The following is a 23,088-nucleotide window of genomic DNA, read 5'->3' on the forward strand; positions in this document are numbered from 1 at the left end:
TCTCCCCCGCACGGAGGACCCCCACATGCGCTCGCACCTGCTCAACGACACCACCGCGGACCGGTACCGCCGCTCCGTGACAGAAGGCGTCGAGCGGGTGGCGGCCAGACTCGCCACCACCGACCGCCCGTTCACGGGTGTCACGGTCGACGAACTCGCTCCCCGCATCGAGCGGATCGACCTCGACAAGCCCCTGCACGACACCACGGCCGTCCTCGACGAGCTGGAAGAGGTCTACCTCCAGGACGCGATCTACTTCCACCACCCCCGCTACCTCGCCCACCTCAACTGCCCGGTCGTCATCCCGGCCGTGCTCGGCGAGGCCGTCCTGTCCGCCGTCAACTCCTCGCTGGACACCTGGGACCAGTCGGCCGGCGGCACCCTCATCGAGCGCAAACTCATCGACTGGACCAACGAGCGGATCGGCCTCGGCCCGGCCGCCGACGGCGTGTTCACCAGCGGCGGCAGCCAGTCCAACCTCCAGGCCCTGCTGCTGGCTCGCGAGGAGGCCAAGTCGGAGCACCTCGCCGACCTGCGCGTCTTCGCCTCCGAGGTCAGCCACTTCAGCGTGCGGAAGTCGGCCAAACTCCTCGGCCTGAGCGCCGACGCCGTCGTCTCGATCCCCGTCGACCACGACAAGCGCATGCAGACCGTCGCCCTCGCCCGTGAGCTGGAACGCTGCAAGCAGGACGGCCTGGTCCCCATGGCCGTCGTCGCCACCGCCGGCACCACCGACTTCGGCTCCATCGACCCGCTGCCCGAGATCGCCGAGCTGTGCACCCAGTTCGGCGCCTGGATGCACGTGGACGCGGCCTACGGCTGCGGACTGCTCACCTCGCTGAGGAACCGGGACCGCATCGACGGCATCGAGCGGGCCGACTCCGTCACGGTCGACTACCACAAGTCCTTCTTCCAGCCGGTGAGTTCCTCGGCCGTGCTGGTCCGGGACGCCTCGACGCTGCGCCACGCCACCTACCACGCGGAGTACCTCAACCCGCGCCGCATGGTCCAGGAGCGCATCCCCAACCAGGTCGACAAGTCCCTCCAGACGACCCGGCGCTTCGACGCGCTGAAGCTGTGGATGACGCTGCGCGTGATGGGCGCCGACGGCATCGGAGAACTCTTCGACGAGGTCTGCGACCTGGCTGCGGAGGGCTGGAAACTGCTCGCCGCCGACCCGCGCTTCGACGTCGTCGTGCAGCCCTCGCTGTCCACCCTCGTCTTCCGGCACATCCCGGCCGCCGTCACCGACCCGGCCGAGATCGACCGCGCCAACCTGTACGCCCGCAAAGCCCTGTTCGCCTCCGGCGACGCCGTCGTCGCGGGCACCAAGGTCGGCGGACGCCACTACCTGAAGTTCACGTTGCTCAACCCCGAGACCACGACGGACGACATCGCCGCCGTCCTCGATCTGATCGCCGGCCACGCCGAGCAGTACCTGGGAGAGTCCCTTGACCGCGCTTGCTGAATCCACGAACACGACCTACGACTTCGTGGGGATCGGGCTCGGGCCCTTCAATCTCGGCCTCGCCTGCCTGACCGAGCCGATCGCCGAACTGAACGGCGTGTTCCTGGAGTCGAAGCCGCACTTCGAGTGGCACTCCGGAATGTTCCTGGAGGGCGCGCACCTCCAGACCCCCTTCATGTCGGACCTGGTCACGCTCGCCGACCCGACGTCCCCGTACTCCTTCCTCAACTACCTGAAGGAATCGGGCCGTCTGTACGCGTTCTACATCCGCGAGAACTTCTACCCGCTGCGCGTCGAGTACGACGACTACTGCCGCTGGGCCGCGTCGAAGCTCGGCAGCGTCCGCTTCGGGACGACGGTCGCGGAGGTGACGTACGAGGACGAGGTGTACGTCGTGCGGACCGAGGCCGGTGAGGTGTTCCGCGCCCGGCACCTGGTCCTCGGCACCGGCACCTCGCCCCACGTCCCGGACGCCTGCGCGGACCTCGGCGGCGACTTCATCCACAACTCCCGCTATGTGCACCACAAGCAGGAGCTGCAGGCCAAGGAGTCGATCACCCTGGTCGGCAGCGGCCAGTCCGCCGCGGAGATCTTCTACGACCTGCTGAGCGAGATCGACGTCCACGGCTACCGGCTGAACTGGGTGACCCGCTCGCCGCGCTTCTTCCCCCTCGAGTACACCAAGCTCACCCTGGAGATGACCTCCCCGGAGTACATCGACTACTTCCACGCGCTGCCCGAAGCGACCCGCTACCGCCTCCAGTCGGAGCAGAAGGGCCTCTTCAAGGGCATCGACGGCGATCTGATCAACGAGATCTTCGACCTGCTCTACCAGAAGAACCTCGGCGGCCCGGTCCCCGCCCGGCTCCTCACCAACTCCAGCCTCGAATCGGCGCGTTACGAGGACGGCTCGTACACCCTCGGCCTCCGTCAGCAGGAACAGGGCAAGGACTACGAGCTGAGCTCGGCGGGACTGATCCTGGCCACGGGCTACCGCTACGCCGAGCCCGCGTTCCTCGCACCTGTCCGCGATCGGCTGCGCTACGACGACCGGGGCAACTTCGACGTGGCCCGCAACTACGCCATCGACACCACGGGCAGCGGGATCTTCCTGCAGAACGCGGGAGTCCACACGCACTCGATCACATCGCCGGATCTCGGCATGGGCCCGTACCGCAACGCGTCCATCATCCGTGAGCTGCTCGGCACCGAGTACTACCCGGTCGAGAAGACCATCGCGTTCCAGGAGTTCTCCGTATGACCACCACGACCGCCATCGGCACCTTCACCGTCCGCCCCCTCGACCCCGTCGAGGACGCCCCGCTGCTGCACGGGTGGGTGACCCATCCCAAGGCCGCCTTCTGGATGATGCAGGAGGCGAGACTGCACGACGTGGAGCGCGAGTACATGGCCATCGCGGCGAGCGAGCACCACGACGCCTTCCTCGGGCTGCTGGACGGCGAGCCCGTCTTCCTGATGGAGCGCTACGACCCGGCGCACGTCGAACTCGTCGGCCTGTACGAGCTGGAGCCCGGCGACGTCGGCATGCACTTCCTGGTCGCGCCGAGCGACACACCCGTGCACGGCTTCACCCGGGCCGTGATCACCGCGGTGATGGAGCACCTGTTCGCCGACCCGGCGACCCACCGCGTCGTCGTCGAGCCCGACGTGAACAACACGGCCGTGCACGCCCTCAACGAGGCCGTCGGCTTCGTCCCCGAGCGGGAGATCCAGAAGCCGGAGAAGAAGGCGCTGCTGAGCTTCTGCACCCGGGAGCGGTTCACGAAGGCGGTGGCGGCATGACCCTCGCCGACAGCGTCGCCCATCTCTCCCCCGAGCGCTGGGCCCTCGCCAACCGCCTCCTTCTCCGCAAGGCGCTCGCCGAGTTCGCCCACGAGCGGCTGATCACCCCGCAGACCCTGCCGGACGGCCGGTTCGAGGTCCGCGGCGACGACGGACTGACGCGGTACCGCTACAGCGCCGTACGGCGTTCCCTCGACCACTGGCAGGTGGACGCCGAGTCGATCACCCGGCACCGCGACGGCGTCGAACTCCCGCTGTCCGCGCTGGACTTCTTCATCGAACTGAAGAAGTCGCTCGGCCTGAGCGACGAGGTCCTGCCGGTCTACCTGGAGGAGATCTCCTCCACCCTCTCCGGCACCTGCTTCAAACTGACCAAGCCGCGGATCCCGGTCCGCGAGCTGGCCGGCGCCGGATTCCAGGCCATCGAGACCGGCATGACCGAGGGCCACCCCTGCTTCGTCGCCAACAACGGGCGGCTCGGCTTCGGTGTGCACGAGTACCTCGCCTACGCCCCCGAGACCGCGAGCCCGGTCCGGCTGGTGTGGCTGGCGGCGCACCGCTCACGGGCCGCCTTCACGGCGGGGGTCGGCATCGAGTACGAGTCCTTCGTGCGCGAGGAACTGGGCGCGGAGACGGTCGAGCGGTTCGCCCGGACACTGACCGATCAGGGCCTCGACCCCGAGGACTACCTGCTCATACCCGTGCACCCCTGGCAGTGGTGGAACAAGCTGTCCGTGACCTTCGCCGCCGAGGTCGCCCAGCGGCACCTGGTGTGCCTCGGCGAGGGCGACGACGAGTACCTGGCCCAGCAGTCCATCCGGACGTTCTTCAACAGCAGCAGCCCCGAGAAGCACTATGTGAAGACGGCGCTGAGTGTCCTCAACATGGGCTTCATGCGCGGGCTTTCCGCCGCGTACATGGAGGCGACCCCGGCCATCAACGACTGGCTGGCCCAGCTCGTCGAGAACGACCCGGTGCTGAAGTCCACCGGTCTGTCGATCATCCGTGAGCGGGCGGCCGTCGGCTACCGGCACCTGGAGTACGAGGCGGCCACCGACCACTACTCCCCGTACCGCAAGATGCTCGCCGCGCTGTGGCGCGAGAGCCCCGTCCCCTCGCTCCAGGAGGGCGAGACCCTGGCGACCATGGCGTCCCTCGTCCATGTCGACCACGAGGGCCACTCGTTCGCGGGCGCGCTGATCGAGCGGTCGGGCCTGACGCCGGTGGAGTGGCTGCGCCGCTATCTGCGCGCCTACCTCACACCCCTCCTGCACAGCTTCTACGCCTACGACCTCGTCTACATGCCGCACGGCGAGAACGTCATCCTGGTCCTGAAGGACGGCGCCGTGCGGCGGGCGGTCTACAAGGACATCGCCGAGGAGATCGCGGTGATGGACGCGCAGGCGGTGCTGCCGCCCGCGGTCGAGCGGATCCGGGTCGAGGTCCCCGAGGACACGAAGCTGCTGTCCGTCTTCACGGACGTCTTCGACTGCTTCTTCCGTTTCCTGGCGGCCCAGTTGGCGGACGAGGGCGTCCTCGGCGAGAAGGACTTCTGGCGGACGGTCGCCGAGTCGGTGCGCGCGTACCAGGAGGCGACGCCCGAACTCGACGACAAGTTCCGGCAGTACGACCTGTTCGCCCCCGAGTTCGCGCTGTCCTGCCTCAACCGGCTCCAGCTGCGCGACAACCGGCAGATGGTGGACCTGGCGGACCCGTCGGGCGCGCTGCAGCTGGTCGGCACACTGAAGAACCCGATCGCCGGGTTCTGAGCACCGGGCCCGCCAGGAGCCCCACAGACAGGCGGGCGCCCCGGAGTACGGTCCTCCGGGGCGCCCGTCGGCATTCCGCTAGCGGGTGGGCCAGGGAACCTGGGGCGAGCGGTAGTAGCCGATGCCCAGGGCGTCCCAGCGCGGTCCCTGGGCGGCGAGCCGCACCTTGTAGGTGTCCCAGTCGTGTGTCGACGCGGGCGACCAGCCGAGTTCGGCGGCCCCGGGCAGCCTCGGGAAGGCCATGACGTCGATGTCGGCGGAGGTCACGATCGTCTCCGTCCACAGCGGCGCCTCGACGCCCTTGACGGCCGAGGCGGGCACACCGGGAAGGTAGGCGCCCGGGTCCCAGTCGTAGGCCCGCCGTACCTCCACCAGACCGGCCCAGTCCTGGCCGAGCGGGGTGTCGGCGGTGTACTTCATGTCGAGGTAGAGCCGGTCCGCGGGCGACAGGACGAGCCCGGTCCCGTTCTGCGCGGCACGGGCGACCTGCGCCTTCTCCTCGGCACTGGTGTCGTCGAGACCCCAGTACTGCGCGATGGCGCCCTTCGCCGGGGTGGCCCCGGTCAGCTGGTGCCAGCCGATCACCTTCTTGCCGTACTTGGCGACGAGGGGCTGCACCTTGTCCATGAAGGTCACATAGTCGGCGTGACTGGTGGAGTGGGCCTCGTCGCCGCCGATGTGGAGGTACGCGCCCGGAGTGATCGCGGCCAGCTCCCGGATCACGTCGTCCACGAAGTCGTACGTCAGCGGCTTGTTCACGCACAGCGAGGAGAAGCCGACGTCGGTGCCGGTGTAGAGCGGCGGCGCGATCCCGTCGCAGTTCAGTTCGGCGTACGAGGCGAGGGCGGCGTTGGTGTGTCCGGGCATGTCGATCTCCGGGACGACCTCCAGGTAGCGCGAGGCGGCGTACCGGACGATCTCGCGGTAGTCGGCCTTGGTGTAGAAGCCGCCCTGTCCGCCGCCGACCTGGGTGGAGCCGCCGTGGGCCGCCAGCCGCGGCCAGGAGTCGACGGCGATGCGCCAGCCCTGGTCGTCGCTCAGGTGCAGATGCAGTTTGTTGACCTTGTAGAGCGCCAGTTCGTCGATGTAGTGCTTGACCTGGGCGACGGTGAAGAAGTGCCGGGAGACGTCGAGCATGGCGCCGCGGTAGCCGTAGCGCGGGGTGTCCTTCACGGTGCCGCCGGCGATCAGCCAGGGTCCCCGCTGTACGGACTTCTTCTCGACGGCGGCGGGCAGCAGCTGACGCAGGGTCTGGACGCCGTGGAAGAGGCCCGCGGGCCGTCCGGCCGTGATGGTGACGCCCGAGCTGCCGCTGTCGAGGCGGTAGCCCTCCTCGCCCAGTCCCTTGCCGCCGAGCCGGAGCCGGATCTCTCCCCCGCCGTGCGAGGTGACCGGCAGCCGGTAGCCGGTGGAGGGCCGCAGGATGTCCGCGAGGTACGCGCCGACCGTGCGGGCCTCGCGCGAGTCGTCGACGCGGATGCGGGTGTCACCGGTGATGCGGTAGGGGGACCCGCCCGGGTCGACCGAGGCGGGGGCCGGGACGACGCGGCCCAGCGGAGTGACGGTCTCGGCGCGCGGTGCCGCGCCGACGAGGGAGATACCGGCTGCCGCCACGAGCAGCAGCGTACCGAGAAGGCGGGGCGTTCTGTGGTGCTGTCTCACATGCGCTCCCTTCGGTGCCCGGCCGAGGCCCGCGGCCTGCCCTCGGCCGCGCCCTTCGCCGTGCCCTTCGAATTGGTCGAGACCACTCTCCCGCAGACGCGGTGAAACAATCCCCCTCATGGCGGAAATCATCCAGCGGGACGGCACGTGGATCTTCGACGGGGACGCGCTGCGACTGACCCCCGGGCGGGACAAGAACGTCGGCCTGCTGCGCAGGACGTTGGGTGAACTGACCGTGCCGCTCGGCGCGTTGGCGGGTGTCTCGCTGGAGCAGGGCAGGAAGGCCGGGCGGCTCAGGCTCCGGCTGCGCGACGGCGCCGACCCGCTGCTCCAGGCGACGGGCGGCAAGCTCGCGGAGCCGAACGACCCGTACCAGCTCACGGTGGAGGCCGACCGTTTCGGCGTCGCCGAGTACTTCGTGGACGAGGTCCGGAGCGCGCTGCTTCTCGACCAGGTGCCGTCCGACCCGGTCGACGGCTATCTGCTCCCCGGCCCGGCGGTTCCGCTGTCCGCCTCCGCCGGTGACGGCACGGCGAGCTTCGACGGCGAGCGCGTACGCCTGGAGTGGAACTGGAAGACGGAGGACGCGAAGTCGGCGGCGGGCGCCCGAACGCTCGCCCTCGGTGACATCACGGCCGTCGAGTGGCATCCGGCGGCCGGCCTGGAGAACGGCTGTCTGCGCTTCGTCGTGCGCGGCGCCGAGACCAAGGCGCCGGCGAAGTACGACCCCAACTCCGTGGAGCTGTGGGGCTTCAAGAAGGACCCGTTGATGGCGCTGGTCGCGGCGGCCGTGCAGGCACGGCTGCCGCATCCGGCCGCGGCGTTGGAGGACCGGCCGCCGGCCGAGGAGCCGGCCCGGGCGGCGATCCCGGGGCCCGCGTCCGAGGCCGACCACGACGCCCTGCTGCGCAGGCTGCGCGAACTCGGCGAGCTGCACAGGGAGGGCGTCCTGACGGACGAGGAGTTCACCCTGGCCAAGCAGGCGGTCCTCAAGCGCCTGTAGGAACGGGCGCTGGAGGACCGCCGCTCGCGGGGGCCGGCCGCCCGCCAGGGAGGCGGTACGCCCCGCCTTCCGGGCGTACCGCGGAGCCGGGACCTACTTGGCCCGGCGCGCCACCGTGAAGTGGTCGACCTCTTCACCGGTCTCGGCGATGCCGCGGACCTTCAGCGTGGCCAGGCGGCCCTTCGGGGCCGGGGTGACGTCGACGCGCAGGAACGAGTAGTTGAGGTAGCGCACGCGCGACCAGGTGACCGTCTCGTTCTGCTTGCCGTCCTTGAGGTTGATGAAGGAGGCGACGGACTCGACCTCGTTCTCGTGGCCCTCGTAGGACTGCGGGGCGGTGAACGCGTACAGGCTGCGGCCGGCCGCGCCCGCCGTCACGTACACGACACCGTCGGTCTCCGGGTACGCCGTGCCGCCGATCGGCAGCTTCTTGGTGACCGCGTTCGCCTTGATGACGTCCGTGCGCTCGTACTGGTGGTTGTGGCCGTTGATCACCAGGTCGACGGTGTACTTCTCGAAGAGCGGCACCCACTCCTGTCGCACGCCCCCCTCCGAGGCGTGCGCCGTGGAGGTGCAGTACGCGCAGTGGTGGAAGAAGACGACGATGAAGTCGACGTCCCGCGAGGCGCGGTACTTCTTGAGCTGCGCCTCCAGCCACTTGGTCTGGGTGCCGCCGGAGATGCCGAGGTTGGCCGGGATCTCGAAGGAGACGTCGTTGGCGTCCAGCGAGATGATCGCCGTGTTGCCGTGGACGAAGGAGTAGACGCCGGGCAGGTTGGCCTTGTCGGGGCCGTTGTCCGGAAGCGTCCAGCGGGCCTCCTCGCCGCCGTACCCGTTGGGCGAGTACCAGGCCTCCATGTCGTGGTTGCCGTAGGCCGGCATCCACGGGACCTGCTTGGCGACCGTCTCGGTCTGGGCGAGGAACTGGTCCCAGATGCGCGAGTCGAAGCCGGTGTCGGCGGTCTTGCCCTGGCCGGCCGGGTCCGCGTACGCGATGTCGCCGGCGTGCAGGTGGAAGGCCGGGTTCTGGGCGAGCAGCAGGGCGTCGTTGGCGAGGCCGTGGTAGCCGACGCCCTCGTCGCCGAAGGCGGTGAAGGTGAACGGCTCTGCGTGCGAGGGCGCGGTGGTGAAGGTGCCGAGGGTGCCCAGGAGGTGGGGCGCGGCCGGGTCGAAGCCCGCGTGGCCGACGCCGTAGTAGTAGGTCCTGCCGGGGCGCAGGTGGGTGAGCTTGGCGTGCAGGTAGTACTGGGTGTGGTCGCCGCTCGCGCCCACGCCGGCCGGGGTGTAGAGGGTGCGCACCTCGGCCTCGATCTTGCGGGAGAGGTCCCAGGGGTGGGCGCCGATGCGGATGTAGGGCTTGCTGACCGCCGTCGGCACCTGCCAGGAGACGGTCATCTCGGTGCGCGGGTCGTTGCCGAAGGCGAGGTGGCGGCCGAAGGGGGCGACGAGGGCGCCGTCCACCTTCTCCGTCGAGGTCGGGGCGGCCGTCCGCTGCGCCGGGGCCGCGGCCTGCGCGACGCCGGGTACGAAGGCGCCGCCGGCGACGGCACCGATGGTCACGGCGCCGCCTCTGATCATGTTGCGCCGCGAGAACGTGGCGCGAAGGTACTCGTGCTGCTCGGCCATGGTCATCTTCTCGGCGAGCTGCTCGGGTACGCCCATGCGTGGAGTGTCCATGGCTCCAGAAGTTGCTCCGGGCGATCGACGCTGCGCAAGACGCTGGATGGACAGCCTGTAAACAGCGGTCCATAAGAGATTCAACAAGGCCTTGCCCGATATCGGGCAGGATTCTTGCGAATCGGTTTGCGGTACTCCAGGATCAACGGGTGCACGACGAACTTGTTGATCATTTGACGCGGTCGACGCCCCTGAACCGGGGCGAGGCGCTGCGAGTGATCCAGGACGTGCTCGCCTACTTCGACGAGACGACCGAGGAGTACGTCCGTCGCCGCCACCGCGAACTCCAGGCCCAGGGCCTGGTGAACGCGTCGATCTTCGAACGGATCGAGGCGGACCTGAAATATCGCGCGGTCGCACCGCCGGAGCTCTCGCTCAGGCAGTTGCGCCGCATCGTTTACGGCTGAGGGACTTCACCTGTATGTGCGGAATCGTCGGATACATCGGCAGGCGTGACGTGACACCGCTGCTGCTCGAAGGCCTCCAGCGCCTGGAGTACCGCGGCTACGACTCGGCGGGCATCGTCGTGACGTCCCCCAAGTCGGCGGGCCTGAAGATGGTCAAGGCCAAGGGCCGCGTGCGTGACCTGGAGGCCAAGGTCCCCAAGCGCTTCGCCGGCACCACGGGCATCGCCCACACCCGCTGGGCCACGCACGGCGCCCCCTCCGACGTGAACGCGCACCCCCACATGTCCGCCGACAACAAGGTCGCGGTCGTCCACAACGGCATCATCGACAACGCCTCCGACCTGCGGAAGAAGCTCGAGGCCGACGGCATCGAGTTCCTCTCCGAGACCGACACCGAGGTCCTCACCCACCTCGTCGCCCGCTCCCAGCAGGAGAAGCTGGAGGACAAGATCCGCGAGGCGCTGCGCGTCATAGAGGGCACCTACGGCATCGCGGTCATGCACGCCGACTTCCCCGACCGCATCGTCGTGGCGCGAAACGGCTCCCCCGTCGTGCTCGGCATCGGCGAGAAGGAGATGTTCGTCGCCTCGGACATCGCCGCGCTGGTCACCCACACCCGCCAGATAGTCACGCTGGACGACGGCGAGATGGCCACGCTCAAGGCCGACGACTTCCGGACGTACACGACCGAGGGCACCCGTACGACGTCCGAGCCGACCACCGTGGAGTGGGAGGCGGCGTCGTACGACATGGGCGGCCACGACACGTACATGCACAAGGAGATCCACGAGCAGGTCGAGGCCGTGGACCGCGTGCTGCGCGGCCGTATCGACGACCGGTTCTCGACGGTCCACCTCGGTGGCCTGAACCTGGACGCCCGCGAGGCCCGCGCGGTGCGCCGCGTGAAGATCCTCGGCTGCGGCACCTCGTACCACGCGGGCATGATCGGCGCCCAGATGATCGAGGAGCTGGCCCGTATCCCCGCGGACGCCGAGCCGGCCTCCGAGTTCCGCTACCGCAACGCGGTCGTCGACCCGGACACCCTGTACATCGCCGTCTCCCAGTCCGGTGAGACCTACGACGTGCTGGCCGCCGTCCAGGAGCTGAAGCGCAAGGGCGCGCGGGTGCTCGGCGTGGTCAACGTCGTCGGCTCGGCGATCGCCCGTGAGGCGGACGGCGGCATGTACGTCCACGCGGGCCCCGAGGTCTGCGTCGTCTCGACGAAGTGCTTCACCAACACCACCGTCGCCTTCGCGCTGCTCGCCCTGCACCTCGGCCGCACCCGCGACCTCTCGGTCCGCGACGGCAAGCGGATCATCGAGGGCCTGCGCAGGCTGCCCGCCCAGATCGCCGAGATCCTGGAGCAGGAGGACGAGATCAAGAAGCTGGCCGCGCAGTACGCCGAGGCCCGCTCGATGCTCTTCATCGGCCGCGTCCGGGGTTACCCGGTGGCCCGTGAGGCCTCTCTGAAGCTCAAGGAGGTCTCGTACATCCACGCCGAGGCCTACCCGGCCTCGGAGCTCAAGCACGGCCCGCTGGCGCTCATCGAGCCCGCGCTGCCCACCGTCGCGATCGTCCCCGACGACGACCTGCTCGAGAAGAACCGCGCCGCCCTGGAGGAGATCAAGGCGCGCAGCGGGCAGATCCTCGCCGTCGCGCACCGGCACCAGGAGAAGGCCGACCAGACGATCGTCGTCCCGAAGAACGAGGACGAGCTGGACCCGATCCTGATGGGCATCCCGCTCCAGCTCCTCGCCTACCACACGGCGTTGGCGCTCGGCCGGGACATCGACAAGCCGCGCAACCTGGCCAAGTCGGTCACCGTCGAGTAATCCGCGGTCGGTTGATCCGCCGGCGCGCAAGTCCCCCGCCGTCGGCCGGACATGAACGATCCCCGTGCGCACCACCCGCGCACGGGGATCGTTCTTCAAGGGCCGGAGCCGCCCAATACCCCGGCCCGCGCCGAGGTCAGCCGGTGGCCGTCACCCCCCGGCCGGCGGCGCGTCGCGGAAGTGCCGTGGGCCAGTGGGCGAGTGCCGCGGTCGCCGCGTACCAGGCGACCGCGCCCGCCACGACGGCGAACCAGCCGCCGGCCTTGGACAGGTCGGCGTTGTCCGCGAAGCGGCCGATGGCGAGGAGCAGCAGGGAGACGAAGAACAGCCCGTAGGTGCCCTGGCCGAGGACGTCCCCGCCCGCGAGGGTGAGCGACAGGACGACGAGGGCGAACAGCAGCAGGAAGAGTCCCGCCGCGTTGTCGGAGACCTGGCCACCGGCCGAGACGGCCCAGGTGAACCAGAGGGCGCCGAGTCCCGTGAAGGCCGTACCGCCGGCGGTATCACGGTCACGGAACGCGAGCAGGCCGGCGACGAACAGCGCAACGCCGCCTACGTAGTGGGCAAGTGATGTGGCGTCAGCCGCCTTCACGCCGTCGATCAGGTCGGTGTATCCGAGGCCGAAGGCCAACAGGGTGATGCCGAGCGCGAGTCGGCCGACGATCGTGGTGGTACTTCCCGCAGAGACGTCATTGTCCACGGCGGGCTCCCTTCATGCCTGTGCAGTTGTGCTGCGTCGTACCGGTCGCCGCTGAAGGACCGGCGTCCCGTATATGCCCTTCACAAAGGCACAAACACCTCTACGCGCCAGTAGGTTCACGCACCGCGCACAGGACGCCTACCGCTCCGTCCGGGGGCCGTCCCACCTGGGACGACGGCGCGTCACGGAATGACGATGACAGGACGCTTGGCGCGCTTGGCGAGCCGCCCCGCGACCGAGCCGAAGATGCGCCCGACGATGCCGTGCGTGGAGCCGACGACGATCGCGTCCGCCTCGTACTCCCGGCCCACCTCTTCGAGTTCGTGGCAGATGTCACCGCCGCGCTCGACCAGGATCCAGGGCACCTCGGCGAGGTATTCGGCGCAGGCGAGCTCCAGCCCCAGCACCTCGGTGCGATGGTCGGGAACGTCGACGAAGACCGGCGGCTCGCAGCCCGCCCACACCGTGGTGGGCAGCCGGTTGGCCACATGGACGATGATCAGGCCCGAGCCCGAGCGGTGGGCCATCCCGATCGCGTAGGCGAGGGCGCGCTCGCTGGACGTCGAACCGTCGAAACCGACGACGACGCCGTGCTTGAAGGCGGGATCGCAGGACTGGCGGGGTTCTTCCGCCGCCAGGGGCTCGGCCGCCGTGGGATCGGCGAGCGGGCGCTTGCGGTCCGCGGGATCGAAGAATTCGTGACCGGCCATGGGTGTCTCGGCGTTTGGATCCTCGTGGTGGGGACGACAACGATCGGCAGAGCAGTGTCTGGGAAACATCTTCCCAACCCCATACCCCCAAGGGTACGGCGGCACGCCTCCTCTGCCCAGATCCCGCGCGCCTTACGCGGCATTCCAGGGAGCATGCACGAGAGGGCGCCCGTAACGCAATGGTTGCTGCCCCGTACAGGCGGTTTGCACAGGGTTCACCGAGGGACGGGATTCCATCGCCCCCGCAGGGCCGTACGGCCCCTTCCGGACACACGCACCACCGGCCGGGCAGTGACCGGCCGGTCGAACACGCGTTGAACCGGTCGCAGCCGCCGCCATGGAGAGCATGGAGCACACCGGAGCACCAGGGAGCAGCACGTGAGTACCAGGGAGCAGCACGCGCCCGGACCCGGCGCCACCCCGCATCCCTCCGCCCCCTCAGCACCCTTCGCGCCCTCCACACCCTCCGCCTCCGCCACGCCCCCCGCGCCGCCCCCGTCCGGCTCGCGCTCCGGATCACACCCCTCGGCGCCCCCGGTGACGGACACGGTGAGCGACGTGGTCCGCTGGGCGGCCTTCAGCTGTGTCCTGGTCCCGGTGGTTCTCCTCTGGTACGGCACCTCGCTCGCCGGCGCGGCCGGCACGGCCCTGGGTCTCGCGGCCGTGACCGGGGCCTGTCTGGTCCTGTTGCGCCGGTCCGAGCGGGGCGCCGCACTGCCGCCCGAGGCGCAACGGGACGCGTCGCGCTCCCGTGCGCGGCAGCGGACTCCGCAGCAGCGCGGACGCCACGGACGGTCCGGCCCGGGGACGGCGGGGGACACAGCGCGCGGGAGTGGAGCGGGAGCGGGGACGGGAGCCGACGCGCGCGGCAGAAGCGGCGCTGGAGCTCACCGAGGCGGTCGGCGCGGCGGGGGAAACCTGCCGGACGACTGACCGGTTTGCGCGCACGACTACGCTTCTTTTCAGCCAACTTCTGGTTGTGGCGCATCCCTTGCTCGAACGACCCCCCAACCCCCGTTCCACCTGCACTGAAAGGGGTACGGAGGGCGCGCACACCCTACGTGGATTGGCCACTGCCACGAGGCGCACTTCCCTGCACGGCCCACGAGTGCAACGCTTCGTGATCGAATGCTTCACGCCAAGTTGCCATGTCGACATTCTGCGGAGTACCGAACTGGTCACCTTGGCGCCACGGGACACAGTAGATTCGATCTTGTCTTACGGCGGGGGACTCGTGCAGGACCGAGGGGAAACGTGCAGGAGCGACACAACCGAGGAGCCGCGACCACCGAGGGGGGCTTAGCAGGATGAGCCACGACTCCACTGCCGCGCCGGAAGCCGCGGCCCGGAAGCTGTCCGGGCGACGCCGCAAGGAGATCGTCGCGGTGCTGCTGTTCAGCGGCGGCCCCATTTTCGAGAGTTCCATACCGCTGTCGGTGTTCGGGATTGACCGCCAGGACGCCGGCGTGCCGCGCTACCGCCTTTTGGTGTGTGCCGGCGAGGAAGGCCCGCTGCGGACCACAGGGGGCCTGGAACTCACCGCACCACATGGCCTGGAAGCGATCTCCAGGGCAGGCACGGTGGTCGTGCCCGCCTGGCGGTCGATCACCTCGCCACCACCGGAGGAGGCGCTCGACGCACTGCGCCGCGCCCACGAGGAGGGCGCCCGGATAGTCGGACTGTGCACCGGCGCCTTCGTGCTCGCGGCGGCCGGTTTACTGGACGGCCGTCCGGCGACCACCCACTGGATGTACGCACCGACCCTGGCCAAGCGCTATCCGTCGGTGCACGTCGATCCCCGCGAACTCTTCGTGGACGACGGCGACGTCCTGACATCGGCGGGTACGGCGGCCGGAATCGACCTCTGTCTCCACATCGTGCGGACGGACCACGGCAACGAGGCGGCCGGCGCGCTGGCCCGGCGCCTGGTGGTCCCACCCCGGCGCAGTGGCGGCCAGGAGCGCTACCTCGACCGGTCACTGCCGGAAGAGATCGGCGCCGACCCCCTCGCGGAGGTCGTCGCCTGGGCGCTGGAGCATCTCCACGAGCAGTTCGACGTCGAGACGCTGGCGGCTCGCGCGTACATGAGCCGCCGCACCTTCGACCGCCGGTTCCGCTCGCTGACCGGTAGCGCTCCCCTGCAGTGGCTGATCACTCAGCGCGTCCTGCAGGCGCAGCGCCTCCTGGAGACCTCCGACTACTCGGTCGACGAGGTCGCGGGCCGCTGCGGCTTCCGCTCGCCGGTCGCGCTGCGGGGTCACTTCCGGCGCCAGCTGGGTTCGTCCCCGGCCGCGTATCGGGCGGCGTACCGCGCTCGCAGGCCACAGGCCGACCGCTCGACGGAAGCGGACGGCCCGACAGGTCAGGTCGGACCGCCACCGTCGATGCACCAGGAGCACCCGGGCCCGGTCCCGATGCAGACCCGTCGCACCGCGGCGGCCGGCGCGCTCGGCGCGACGGCGTCGCTCTCCGCGGAGGCGCTGCGGGAGCGCTCGGAGCTGTACGCCGCGAGCAGGCCCAGCCTGCCCGGGCAGCGCAGCGCGCCGTAGTCCGGCGGCGGGAAGACGCGCGCGGGGCCCACACCTTCGGGTGCGGGCCCCCTCGCCTGCGTGCGCGGCCCCGACACGATCCGCCGACCCGGCGGGGCGCACGGGCGGGTCCACCTGACCGGGGCGGGCCGTAGGGTGAGACACATGAACGATCGCATGGTGTGGATCGACTGCGAGATGACCGGGCTCTCGCTGTCGGATGACGCGCTCATCGAAGTGGCCGCGCTGGTCACCGACTCGGAACTGAACGTGCTCGGCGAAGGTGTGGACATCGTGATCCGCCCGCCGGACGCGGCCCTGGAGACGATGCCGGAGGTGGTGCGCCAGATGCACACGGCCTCCGGTCTGCTGGAGGAGCTCGCCGGGGGCACGACCCTGGCGGACGCCGAGGAGCAGGTCCTCTCCTACGTACGTGAGCACGTCAAGGAGCCGGGTAAGGCCCCGCTGTGCGGGAACTCCGTCGGCACGGACCGCGGTTTCCTGCTGCGCGACATGGCGACGCTGGAGGGCTATCTCCACTACCGGATCGTGGACGTCTCCTCCGTCAAGGAGCTGGCCCGCCGCTGGTACCCCCGGGCGTACTTCAACAGCCCGGAGAAGAACGGCAACCACCGCGCCCTGGCCGACATCCGCGAGTCCATCGCCGAGCTCCGCTACTACCGCGAGGCGATCTTCGTCCCGCAGCCCGGCCCCGACTCCGACACCGCCCGCACCATCGCGGCGAAGCACGTCCTGCCCACCGAATAGGCCTTTGACGGGGCCCTGATGGGCCCCGGAAAAAGCCGTGCGCGAGCACCCCTTCAGACCCTGTACACTTTTTCTCGGCCGGTCAGGGAAATCCTGAAGACCGGACATGGTGGGTGTAGCTCAGTTGGTAGAGCACCTGGTTGTGGTCCAGGTGGCCGCGGGTTCAAGTCCCGTCACTCACCCTGAGTAATCAGCCGGTGACCTGTTGAACAGGTCACCGGCTGATTGCGTTCCACGACGGCATCGGTCCGTGATCCAGCGGGCGAAACGGGGGGTGTGATGGAAGCCGGGAACACCTCGCGGCTCGATCTCGTGCCGCTGCGGGTGGAGCACGCCGAGGAGATGGCCGAGGTGCTGTCGGATCCGGCGCTGCACACGTTCATCGGCGGGGAACCCTCCACTCCGCAGTCGCTGCGGTCCCGGTACGAACGCCTCGTCGCGGGCTCCCCCGATCCCGCCGTGCTCTGGTGCAACTGGGTGCTGCGGGAGCGTACGGAGGGATTCCTGGTGGGGACGGTCCAGGCGACCGTCTCGGGAGAGGTTGCGGAGATCGCCTGGGTGGTGGGCACGCCCTGGCAGGGGCGGGGATACGCGGTGGAGGCGGCGCGGTCGCTGGTCCGGCACGTGATCCGCGCGTTCCCCGTCCGCACGGTCGTGGCCCACGTGCACCCCGCTCATCACGCGTCAGCCGCCGTCGCCGCCGCGGCGGGACTCGCCCCGACCGGCAACGTCCAGGACGGCGAGGTCCGCTGGGAGCTGACCGTACGGCGGTGATCTCACCTCTCCCGGGTCCCTCCGGCGGCGTCCCGGGTTCCGCCGGCGGCGCGCCACGCGGCAGCGAAACGGTGCACGTCGGGGAAGCGGTCGTCCGGAGCGGGAAACGTGGCGCGTTCGATGACCGCCGGCTGCCGCGCGGTGCCACGCCAGGCGCGTTCCTCGTCACCCGAGTTGAGCAGGAGGCGGGCGGCGCGGCCGAGGGTGAACACAGGTCGGTCTTTCGCCTTGCCGCAACCTTTGGGGATGGTCGGGGGTAGCGCCACCCCCCGTCCGGACCCCTGTCCGCAAGCCCGTTCACATTCTGGTCTCCCCGCACGGCAGGCATCGCCGGCCCACGAGAACGCGGCAGGGTCACGCGTCCCGCGCGGTCGCGAGGGTCCGACGTGGCGCCGCTCGACGGCGAGATCGCCGCAGCGGTCGTGCCCGGTGGCGGGCACGCGAAAAGTGCCTTCCCGCTCGGACTGCGGAGACCTGGACGTGTCTCATTCATCCGAGCCCAGAAGGCACTTTCGCGTCGCCGCTCAGGGTCCGCACGCGCCCCTGAGCGAAACGTGCCGGCTAGCAGGCCTTGTTCTTGATGCCCGAGCCCTTGGTCCAGGCGATCCCGCCGTAGACGAAGGACTCCTTCTTGTTCTTACCGATCGAGAAGTCCGGGTCCCGCCGTGCGGCCACCGTGACACTGAAGCACGCCTTGTGGGAACAGCTGTTCTTCACCTCGACAAGGCGGTTGAAGCGCTTGTTGTACCAGCGCACCACTGTCACGCAGTTGCTCGCCTGCGACGAAACCTGCGACACCCGCGGCGCCGAGCTCTTCGATTCGGCCATCGCCTGACCCCCGAACCCGGCCAGCGAACCGACGAACGCGGTCGCGGCAGTAGCCATGGCTACAGTCTTTCGCATTGTTCCCCCTGATCATCGATGTGGGGGCGCGCCGAAGTCCTGGTCAAGGACGGCTCCCCCGGTTCGACGGCAACGCTATGCGAAAGCGATCAGAGGACTCCATAGGTAATCCCGCTCCCCTGAGCCGGCAGTCCATGGACGGCCGAAACGCCCCTTCCGTTTGCATACGCCACAGGTGACAGCGGCCGCGCAACTCACCCTGGAAGGGCTTTCACCGCGTGCGCGAATGCTTTCGTTGGCAGATGTGACGCTCGCCACGCACCGCTTCCCGCCAGTCCTTCAACGCTTGAGCAACCAGGGAGGGCTCGGGCACCCCGGCCCACCCCGAGTCGTCAGCCGGGGACCGAACACCGCGCCGGGGGCATCGGCTTCATGACGACGCCCGCACCACCAGTTCCGCCGGCAGCACCAACTGTCGCTTCTCCAGGCCCCGGGAGACCGCGGGACGGCGGTCCGCTATCTCGCCGAGGAGGAGGTCGATCATCGCGCGGCCCATCTCCTCGATCGGCTGGCGGACGCTGGTGAGGGGCGGGTCCATGTGGCGGGCGATGGCGGAGTCGTCGTAGCCGATGAGCGCCACGTCGTCGGGGATGCCGCGACCGCTCTCGCGCAGCACCTGGCGGGCGCCCGCCGCCATGACGTCGGAGCCGGCGAAGACCGCGTCGAGGTCGGGACAGCGCTCCAGCAGCAGGGACATGGCGCGCCGGCCCCCGTCCTCGGTGAAGTCGCCGGGGACGATCAGCCGGTCGTCCACCGCGTGGCCCGCGTCGAGCAGGCCCTGGCGGTAGCCGTCGACGCGGCGCTGGGCGCCGTAGACGTCCATGCGGCCGGCCAGGTGGACGATTCTGCGACGGCCCCGGGCGATCAGGTGCTCCACGGCCGCGCGCCCGCCGCCGTAGTTGTCGGAGTCCACCGACGGAAGCGTCTCCTCCGCCGAGCGCCGGCCGCTGATCACCGCCGGGATCTCCAGTTGGGAGAGCAGGTCCGGGAGCGGGTCGTCGGCGTGGACCGAGACCAGCAGGACGCCGTCCACGCGGTGCGCCGCCAGGTACTGGGCGAGGCGTTGGCGCTCCCGGTCGCTGCCCGCGAAGATCAGCAGCAACTGCATCTCGGTCTCGGAGAGTTCGGCACCGACACCGCGCAGCATGTCCGAGAAGTACGGTTCAGCGAAGAACCGGGTCTCGGGTTCGGGGACGACCAGAGCGATCGCGTCCGTGCGGTTGGCCGCGAGGGCGCGGGCCGCCGTGTTCGGGACGTACCCGAGCTCCGCCACCGCCGCCTCGACCGCGGCGCGGGTCGCGTCGCTGACCCTGGGGGAACCGTTGATCACCCGGGAGACCGTGCCGCGGCCCACCCCGGCGCGCGCGGCCACCTCTTCGAGGGTCGGCCGCCCGCCGCTGCGGCCCCGCGCTCCGTGGACTGCCATGGCCTCCGCCTCCCGTCGATACCAAGTGGCCTGGAATCTAACAGCCCCGTCCGAGGAGGCGAGCGTCACCGGGCCACCGTCCCAGGAGCCCTTGCCGCACCGGCCGCTCGTCTTCGGACACCGAACGAGCTATAAGACTCTTCTGGCCATGTGGCGGAATGACATCTTCAGCTAACAGGCCGATAACTGAACGCATCTCTCCGCTCCCCCACCCTTGACACCCCCGCTGGAACCGACGACTCTTCAACACATCACCTGTGGGAGCGCTCCCACAGTACCTGACACATACACATCCCGCACGTTCCCCGCCCGAGCCGCAGCGAGAAACAACGGGCGCCACCAATGCAGTTGGCCGGGGGGTCGGCACGTCAGGCAACAGGAGGACGCAATGCGCACGAGTACCCGCCGGTCCCGCAGGCTGGGGGCCATCGCGGTCGTCGCCGCGCTGGCTACGGGACTGCTGGCCGGCTGTTCCAGCGACCCGGACGACGGCTCGTCGGACGCGAACAACGGTGGAAGTGGCAAGGGCAAGACGACCCTGACCATAGGCACGTTCGGCGTCTTCGGCTACAAGCAGGCCGGCCTCTACGACGAGTACCAGAAGCTGCACCCTGGCATCACGATCAAGGAGAACGTCACCACCCGTACCGACGTCTACTGGCCCAAGACCCTCACGCGCCTCCAGGCCGGTTCCGGCACCGACGACATCCAGGCGATCGAGGTCGGCAACATCACCGAGGCCGTCCAGACGCAGGCCGACAAGTTCGTCGACCTCGGCAAGGACGTCGACAAGTCGCAGTGGCTGGACTGGAAGACCGCCCAGGCCACCACCAAGGACGGCAAGACGATCGGGCTCGGCACCGACATCGGTCCGATGGCGATCTGCTACCGCAAGGACCTGTTCGAGAAGGCCGGTCTGGAGACGGACCGCGTCAAGCTCGCCGAGCAGTGGAAGGGCGACTGGTCCAAGTACGTCGCCGTCGGCAAGGACTACATGAAGAAGGCGCCGAGCGGCACCAAGTTCGTGGACTCCGCCTCCTCGGTCTACAACGCGGCGCTCGGTGGCGAGAGCGAGCGGTACTACGACAAGGACGGCAACGTCATCTGGGACAAGTCCTCGGGCGTGAAGAAGTCCTGGAACGCCGCGATGACCGTGGCGACCAGCAACATGTCGGCGAAGCTGAAGCAGTTCGACCCGACGTGGGACCAGGGCTTCGCCAAGGGATCGTTCGCGACGGTGGCCTGCCCCGCCTGGATGATGGGCTACATCCAGGAGAAGTCCGGTGACGCGGGCAAGGGCAAGTGGGACGTGGCGGCCGCGCCGACCGCGGCCAACTGGGGCGGCTCGTTCATCGGTGTCCCGACCGCGGGCAAGCACCAGAAGGAAGCCGTCGCGCTGGCCAAGTGGCTGACCGCGCCCGAGCAGCAGGCGAAGGTCTTCGCCAAGCAGGCCAGCTTCCCGTCGACCCCGTCGGCGTACGCGGACCTGAAGCCGGCCGCCGCCACCACGGCGTACTTCTCCGACGCGCCCATCACGCAGATCTTCGGCGACTCGGCGAAGACCATCCCGGTCCAGTACTTCGGCACCAAGGACCAGCCGATCGGTACCGCGATCACCGACGTGGGCATCCTCCAGGTCGAGCAGAAGGGCAAGTCCCCCGACCAGGGCTGGAACGCGGCAAAGGCTGAGGTCAAGGACGTGCTCGGCCAGTGACCAGCTCCAAGCAGGCTCTCGCGCACCCCGCGACGAGCGCCGACGCCGCGCCCGGCTCCCAGCCGGGCGCGGCCCGGGGCGCTCAGGGTCGCGGTACGCCGCCGCCGGGCCCGGGTTCCTGGCGCAGCCGGCTGTACCGCTGGGACATGAAGGCGTCGCCGTACGCGTTCGTCGCCCCCTTCTTCATCATCTTCGGAGCCTTCGGGCTGTTCCCGCTGCTGTACACGGCCTGGTACTCGCTGCACAACGTGCAGCTGTCCGGCCTGGACCACCAGACCTGGGTCGGCCTCGACAACTACACGAACCTGCTGTCCTCGGAGTTCTTCTGGAACGCCCTGGGGAACACCTTCACCATCGGCGTGATCTCGACGGTGCCGCAGCTGATCATGGCGCTCGGGATCGCCCACCTGCTCAACTACCGGCTGCGCGGCTCGACCGTGTGGCGGGTCGTGATGCTCACCCCGTACGCCACCTCGGTGGCGGCGGCGACGCTGGTCTTCACGCTGCTCTACTCGTGGGACGGCGGCATGGTCAACTGGCTGCTGCACTTCGTCGGGGTCGACCCGATCAACTGGCGCGAGTCCGACTGGGGCGGCCAGTTCGCCGTCTCCTCGATCGTGATCTGGCGATGGACCGGCTACAACGCGCTGATCTACCTCGCGGCGATGCAGGCGATCCCCGCCGATCTGTACGAGTCGGCGGCTCTCGACGGCGCGGGCCGCTGGCAGCAGTTCCGCCATGTGACGGTCCCGATGCTCCGGCCGACCATCCTGTTCACGGTGGTGGTCTCCACCATCGGCGCGACCCAGCTCTTCGGTGAGCCGCTCCTGTTCGGCGGGGTCAGCGGCTCGAAGGGCGGCTCCGCGCACCAGTACCAGACGCTCGGCCTGTACATGTACGACCAGGGCTGGGGCATCGGCAACCTCGGCAAGGCGTCAGCGATCGCATGGACGATGTTCCTGATCCTGCTGATCGTCGCCGCGATCAACCTGCTGATCACCCGACGGCTGAGGAAATCCCAATGACCACCACTGAACTGACTGTCCCTCAGGCAGAGGCGAAGGGAACCCCGGCCGGCCGGGCGCCCGGACGCCGCCGGGTGCTCGGCGCGGGCAAGCAGCTGCACGCGGGCCCGGTCACCTACGTCGTCCTGACCGTCTTCGCGCTGGTCTCGCTGGCTCCGCTTGTCTGGACGGCCATCGCGGCCTCACGCAACAACGTGCGGCTGGCGCAGGCGCCCCCGCCGCTGTGGTTCGGCGGGAACCTGTTCAAGAACCTCCAGGCCGCGTGGGAGCAGGCCGGGCTCGGCACCGCGATGGTCAACTCCACGATCGTCGCCGGGACCATCACCGTCGGTACGGTCGTGTTCTCCACGCTCGCCGGGTTCGCCTTCGCCAAGCTGCGGTTCAAGTTCTCCGGTCTTCTTCTGCTGCTGACCATCGGCACGATGATGATCCCGCCGCAGCTCGCCGTCGTACCGCTGTATCTGTGGATGAGCGACCTGGGCTGGTCCAACCAGCTGCAGACGGTCATCCTGCCCACCCTGGTGAGCGCCTTCGGCACGTTCTTCATGCGGCAGTACCTGATACAGGCCCTGCCCTCCGAGCTGATCGAAGCGGCGCGGGTGGACGGCGCGAACAGTCTGCGCGTGGTGTGGCACGTCGTGTTCCCGGCGGCGCGCCCCGCGATGGCGGTGCTCGGCCTGCTGACGTTCGTGATGGCCTGGAACGACTTCCTGTGGCCGATCATCGCCCTGAACCAGCAGAACCCGACGGTGCAGGTCGCCCTCAACTCGCTGGGCACCGGCTACATCCCCGACCAGGCCGTCATCATGGCGGGCGCGCTGCTCGGCACGCTGCCGCTGCTCATCGCCTTCCTCCTGTTCGGCAAGCAGATCGTGGGCGGGATCATGCAGGGCGCCATCAAGGGCTGACCGCCCCTCCG

21 protein-coding genes and 1 tRNA gene are annotated in these 23,088 nt (G+C 69.4%); 15 read left to right on the forward strand and 7 right to left on the reverse strand.

What is annotated here, in order from left to right; all coding sequences use genetic code 11:
* Window positions 1-25 precede the first annotated feature (25 nt).
* The 4 genes from desA to ABZX90_RS06660 are packed head-to-tail and all read left to right on the forward strand — an operon-like array spanning window position 26 to window position 5,040.
* A complete protein-coding gene (desA, locus tag ABZX90_RS06645) occupies window positions 26-1,468 on the forward strand; it encodes a lysine decarboxylase DesA (protein ID WP_355201994.1) in 1,443 nt (480 codons plus the stop codon).
* Window positions 1,452-2,729, forward strand: coding sequence for a lysine N(6)-hydroxylase/L-ornithine N(5)-oxygenase family protein (locus tag ABZX90_RS06650; protein ID WP_355201997.1), 1,278 nt, complete (start codon window positions 1,452-1,454; stop codon window positions 2,727-2,729). Before desA ends, ABZX90_RS06650 begins: the two co-directional genes overlap by 17 nt.
* The gene (locus tag ABZX90_RS06655) at window positions 2,726-3,271 is read left to right on the forward strand and encodes a GNAT family N-acetyltransferase (protein ID WP_355201999.1); all 546 of its coding nucleotides are present in this window, start codon (window positions 2,726-2,728) and stop codon (window positions 3,269-3,271) included. Before ABZX90_RS06650 ends, ABZX90_RS06655 begins: the two co-directional genes overlap by 4 nt.
* Entirely contained in the window at window positions 3,268-5,040 is a 1,773-nt protein-coding gene (locus ABZX90_RS06660) for an IucA/IucC family siderophore biosynthesis protein (protein WP_355202001.1), read from the forward strand. The genes ABZX90_RS06655 and ABZX90_RS06660 overlap by 4 nt, the downstream gene beginning before the upstream one ends.
* A gap of 78 nt (window positions 5,041-5,118) precedes the next feature.
* Here ABZX90_RS06660 and ABZX90_RS06665 read toward each other — a convergent pair whose 3' ends face one another.
* Entirely contained in the window at window positions 5,119-6,702 is a 1,584-nt protein-coding gene (locus ABZX90_RS06665) for a beta-N-acetylhexosaminidase (protein WP_351122320.1), read from the reverse strand.
* Window positions 6,703-6,820: 118 nt separating this feature from the next.
* On the opposite strand from ABZX90_RS06665, the gene ABZX90_RS06670 reads away from it, so the two are divergent.
* The gene (locus tag ABZX90_RS06670) at window positions 6,821-7,705 is read left to right on the forward strand and encodes a DUF4429 domain-containing protein (RefSeq protein WP_351122322.1); all 885 of its coding nucleotides are present in this window, start codon (window positions 6,821-6,823) and stop codon (window positions 7,703-7,705) included.
* A 93-nt stretch (window positions 7,706-7,798) separates the two neighbouring features.
* Here the strand turns inward: ABZX90_RS06670 and ABZX90_RS06675 are convergent, their stop codons facing one another.
* Complete coding sequence (locus ABZX90_RS06675) at window positions 7,799-9,382, reverse strand: metallophosphoesterase family protein (protein WP_351122324.1); 1,584 nt, start codon at window positions 9,380-9,382, stop codon at window positions 7,799-7,801.
* A 149-nt stretch (window positions 9,383-9,531) separates the two neighbouring features.
* Here ABZX90_RS06675 and ABZX90_RS06680 point away from each other — a divergent pair, with 149 nt between their 5' ends.
* On the forward strand, window positions 9,532-9,789 hold the full coding sequence (locus ABZX90_RS06680; RefSeq protein WP_351122326.1) for a hypothetical protein: 258 nt from the start codon (window positions 9,532-9,534) through the stop codon (window positions 9,787-9,789).
* A gap of 14 nt (window positions 9,790-9,803) precedes the next feature.
* Window positions 9,804-11,621, forward strand: coding sequence for a glutamine--fructose-6-phosphate transaminase (isomerizing) (gene glmS / locus ABZX90_RS06685; RefSeq protein WP_355202005.1), 1,818 nt, complete (start codon window positions 9,804-9,806; stop codon window positions 11,619-11,621).
* A 136-nt stretch (window positions 11,622-11,757) separates the two neighbouring features.
* Here the strand turns inward: glmS and ABZX90_RS06690 are convergent, their stop codons facing one another.
* The gene (locus ABZX90_RS06690) at window positions 11,758-12,321 is read right to left on the reverse strand and encodes a GPR1/FUN34/YaaH family transporter (RefSeq protein WP_355202008.1); all 564 of its coding nucleotides are present in this window, start codon (window positions 12,319-12,321) and stop codon (window positions 11,758-11,760) included.
* Between the two features lie 182 nt (window positions 12,322-12,503).
* Window positions 12,504-13,031: a universal stress protein gene (locus ABZX90_RS06695; protein WP_189184879.1), complete on the reverse strand. Its 528-nt coding sequence runs from the start codon at window positions 13,029-13,031 to the stop codon at window positions 12,504-12,506.
* Window positions 13,032-13,568: 537 nt separating this feature from the next.
* Here ABZX90_RS06695 and ABZX90_RS06700 point away from each other — a divergent pair.
* From ABZX90_RS06700 to ABZX90_RS06720, 5 genes are all read left to right on the forward strand, one after another.
* Window positions 13,569-13,964: a hypothetical protein gene (locus tag ABZX90_RS06700; protein ID WP_351122808.1), complete on the forward strand. Its 396-nt coding sequence runs from the start codon at window positions 13,569-13,571 to the stop codon at window positions 13,962-13,964.
* 374 nt (window positions 13,965-14,338) lie between these two features.
* On the forward strand, window positions 14,339-15,580 hold the full coding sequence (locus tag ABZX90_RS06705; RefSeq protein ID WP_351122336.1) for a helix-turn-helix domain-containing protein: 1,242 nt from the start codon (window positions 14,339-14,341) through the stop codon (window positions 15,578-15,580).
* Window positions 15,581-15,724: 144 nt separating this feature from the next.
* A complete protein-coding gene (gene orn / locus ABZX90_RS06710) occupies window positions 15,725-16,327 on the forward strand; it encodes an oligoribonuclease (RefSeq protein WP_351122339.1) in 603 nt (200 codons plus the stop codon).
* Between the two features lie 109 nt (window positions 16,328-16,436).
* Window positions 16,437-16,509 (forward strand) — tRNA-His (locus ABZX90_RS06715).
* A 97-nt stretch (window positions 16,510-16,606) separates the two neighbouring features.
* Window positions 16,607-17,101, forward strand: a complete 495-nt coding sequence (locus ABZX90_RS06720) for a GNAT family N-acetyltransferase (RefSeq protein ID WP_351122342.1) — start codon at window positions 16,607-16,609, stop codon at window positions 17,099-17,101.
* 2 nt (window positions 17,102-17,103) lie between these two features.
* On the opposite strand, the gene ABZX90_RS06725 is transcribed toward ABZX90_RS06720, so the two are convergent.
* The 3 genes from ABZX90_RS06725 to ABZX90_RS06735 all read right to left on the reverse strand — a co-directional run bounded on the left by ABZX90_RS06725 (window position 17,104) and on the right by ABZX90_RS06735 (window position 19,430).
* Window positions 17,104-17,313 carry a hypothetical protein gene (locus ABZX90_RS06725; protein WP_355202013.1) on the reverse strand — a complete coding sequence of 70 codons (210 nt, stop codon included), beginning with the start codon at window positions 17,311-17,313 and terminating at the stop codon, window positions 17,104-17,106.
* A gap of 349 nt (window positions 17,314-17,662) precedes the next feature.
* Window positions 17,663-17,986, reverse strand: a complete 324-nt coding sequence (locus ABZX90_RS06730) for a hypothetical protein (RefSeq protein ID WP_355202016.1) — start codon at window positions 17,984-17,986, stop codon at window positions 17,663-17,665.
* Window positions 17,987-18,374: 388 nt separating this feature from the next.
* The gene (locus ABZX90_RS06735) at window positions 18,375-19,430 is read right to left on the reverse strand and encodes a LacI family DNA-binding transcriptional regulator (RefSeq protein WP_351122348.1); all 1,056 of its coding nucleotides are present in this window, start codon (window positions 19,428-19,430) and stop codon (window positions 18,375-18,377) included.
* A gap of 388 nt (window positions 19,431-19,818) precedes the next feature.
* On the opposite strand from ABZX90_RS06735, the gene ABZX90_RS06740 reads away from it, so the two are divergent.
* Genes ABZX90_RS06740 through ABZX90_RS06750 form a run of 3 tightly spaced genes read left to right on the forward strand, consistent with a single transcriptional unit; the run spans window position 19,819 to window position 23,077 of the window.
* Complete coding sequence (locus tag ABZX90_RS06740; protein ID WP_355202020.1) at window positions 19,819-21,144, forward strand: ABC transporter substrate-binding protein; 1,326 nt, start codon at window positions 19,819-19,821, stop codon at window positions 21,142-21,144.
* The gene (locus ABZX90_RS06745) at window positions 21,141-22,169 is read left to right on the forward strand and encodes a sugar ABC transporter permease (protein ID WP_355202023.1); all 1,029 of its coding nucleotides are present in this window, start codon (window positions 21,141-21,143) and stop codon (window positions 22,167-22,169) included. Before ABZX90_RS06740 ends, ABZX90_RS06745 begins: the two co-directional genes overlap by 4 nt.
* Window positions 22,166-23,077: a carbohydrate ABC transporter permease gene (locus tag ABZX90_RS06750; RefSeq protein WP_355202026.1), complete on the forward strand. Its 912-nt coding sequence runs from the start codon at window positions 22,166-22,168 to the stop codon at window positions 23,075-23,077. Before ABZX90_RS06745 ends, ABZX90_RS06750 begins: the two co-directional genes overlap by 4 nt.
* Window positions 23,078-23,088: the final 11 nt, after the last annotated feature.

Source organism: Streptomyces sp. NPDC002935, from assembly GCF_040611295.1.
Lineage (GTDB): Bacteria > Actinomycetota > Actinomycetes > Streptomycetales > Streptomycetaceae > Streptomyces.

Coding starts and splice junctions, on each gene's coding strand:
- desA (WP_355201994.1), top strand. CDS start 26: ATGCGCTCGCACCTGCTCAACGACACCACCGCGGACCGGTACCGCCGC.
- ABZX90_RS06655 (WP_355201999.1), top strand. CDS start 2,726: ATGACCACCACGACCGCCATCGGCACCTTCACCGTCCGCCCCCTCGAC.
- ABZX90_RS06660 (WP_355202001.1), top strand. CDS start 3,268: ATGACCCTCGCCGACAGCGTCGCCCATCTCTCCCCCGAGCGCTGGGCC.
- ABZX90_RS06670 (WP_351122322.1), top strand. CDS start 6,821: ATGGCGGAAATCATCCAGCGGGACGGCACGTGGATCTTCGACGGGGAC.
- ABZX90_RS06675 (WP_351122324.1), bottom strand. CDS start 9,382: ATGGACACTCCACGCATGGGCGTACCCGAGCAGCTCGCCGAGAAGATG.
- glmS (WP_355202005.1), top strand. CDS start 9,804: ATGTGCGGAATCGTCGGATACATCGGCAGGCGTGACGTGACACCGCTG.
- ABZX90_RS06695 (WP_189184879.1), bottom strand. CDS start 13,031: ATGGCCGGTCACGAATTCTTCGATCCCGCGGACCGCAAGCGCCCGCTC.
- ABZX90_RS06705 (WP_351122336.1), top strand. CDS start 14,339: ATGAGCCACGACTCCACTGCCGCGCCGGAAGCCGCGGCCCGGAAGCTG.
- orn (WP_351122339.1), top strand. CDS start 15,725: ATGAACGATCGCATGGTGTGGATCGACTGCGAGATGACCGGGCTCTCG.
- ABZX90_RS06720 (WP_351122342.1), top strand. CDS start 16,607: ATGGAAGCCGGGAACACCTCGCGGCTCGATCTCGTGCCGCTGCGGGTG.
- ABZX90_RS06730 (WP_355202016.1), bottom strand. CDS start 17,986: ATGGCTACTGCCGCGACCGCGTTCGTCGGTTCGCTGGCCGGGTTCGGG.
- ABZX90_RS06735 (WP_351122348.1), bottom strand. CDS start 19,430: ATGGCAGTCCACGGAGCGCGGGGCCGCAGCGGCGGGCGGCCGACCCTC.
- ABZX90_RS06740 (WP_355202020.1), top strand. CDS start 19,819: ATGCGCACGAGTACCCGCCGGTCCCGCAGGCTGGGGGCCATCGCGGTC.
- ABZX90_RS06750 (WP_355202026.1), top strand. CDS start 22,166: ATGACCACCACTGAACTGACTGTCCCTCAGGCAGAGGCGAAGGGAACC.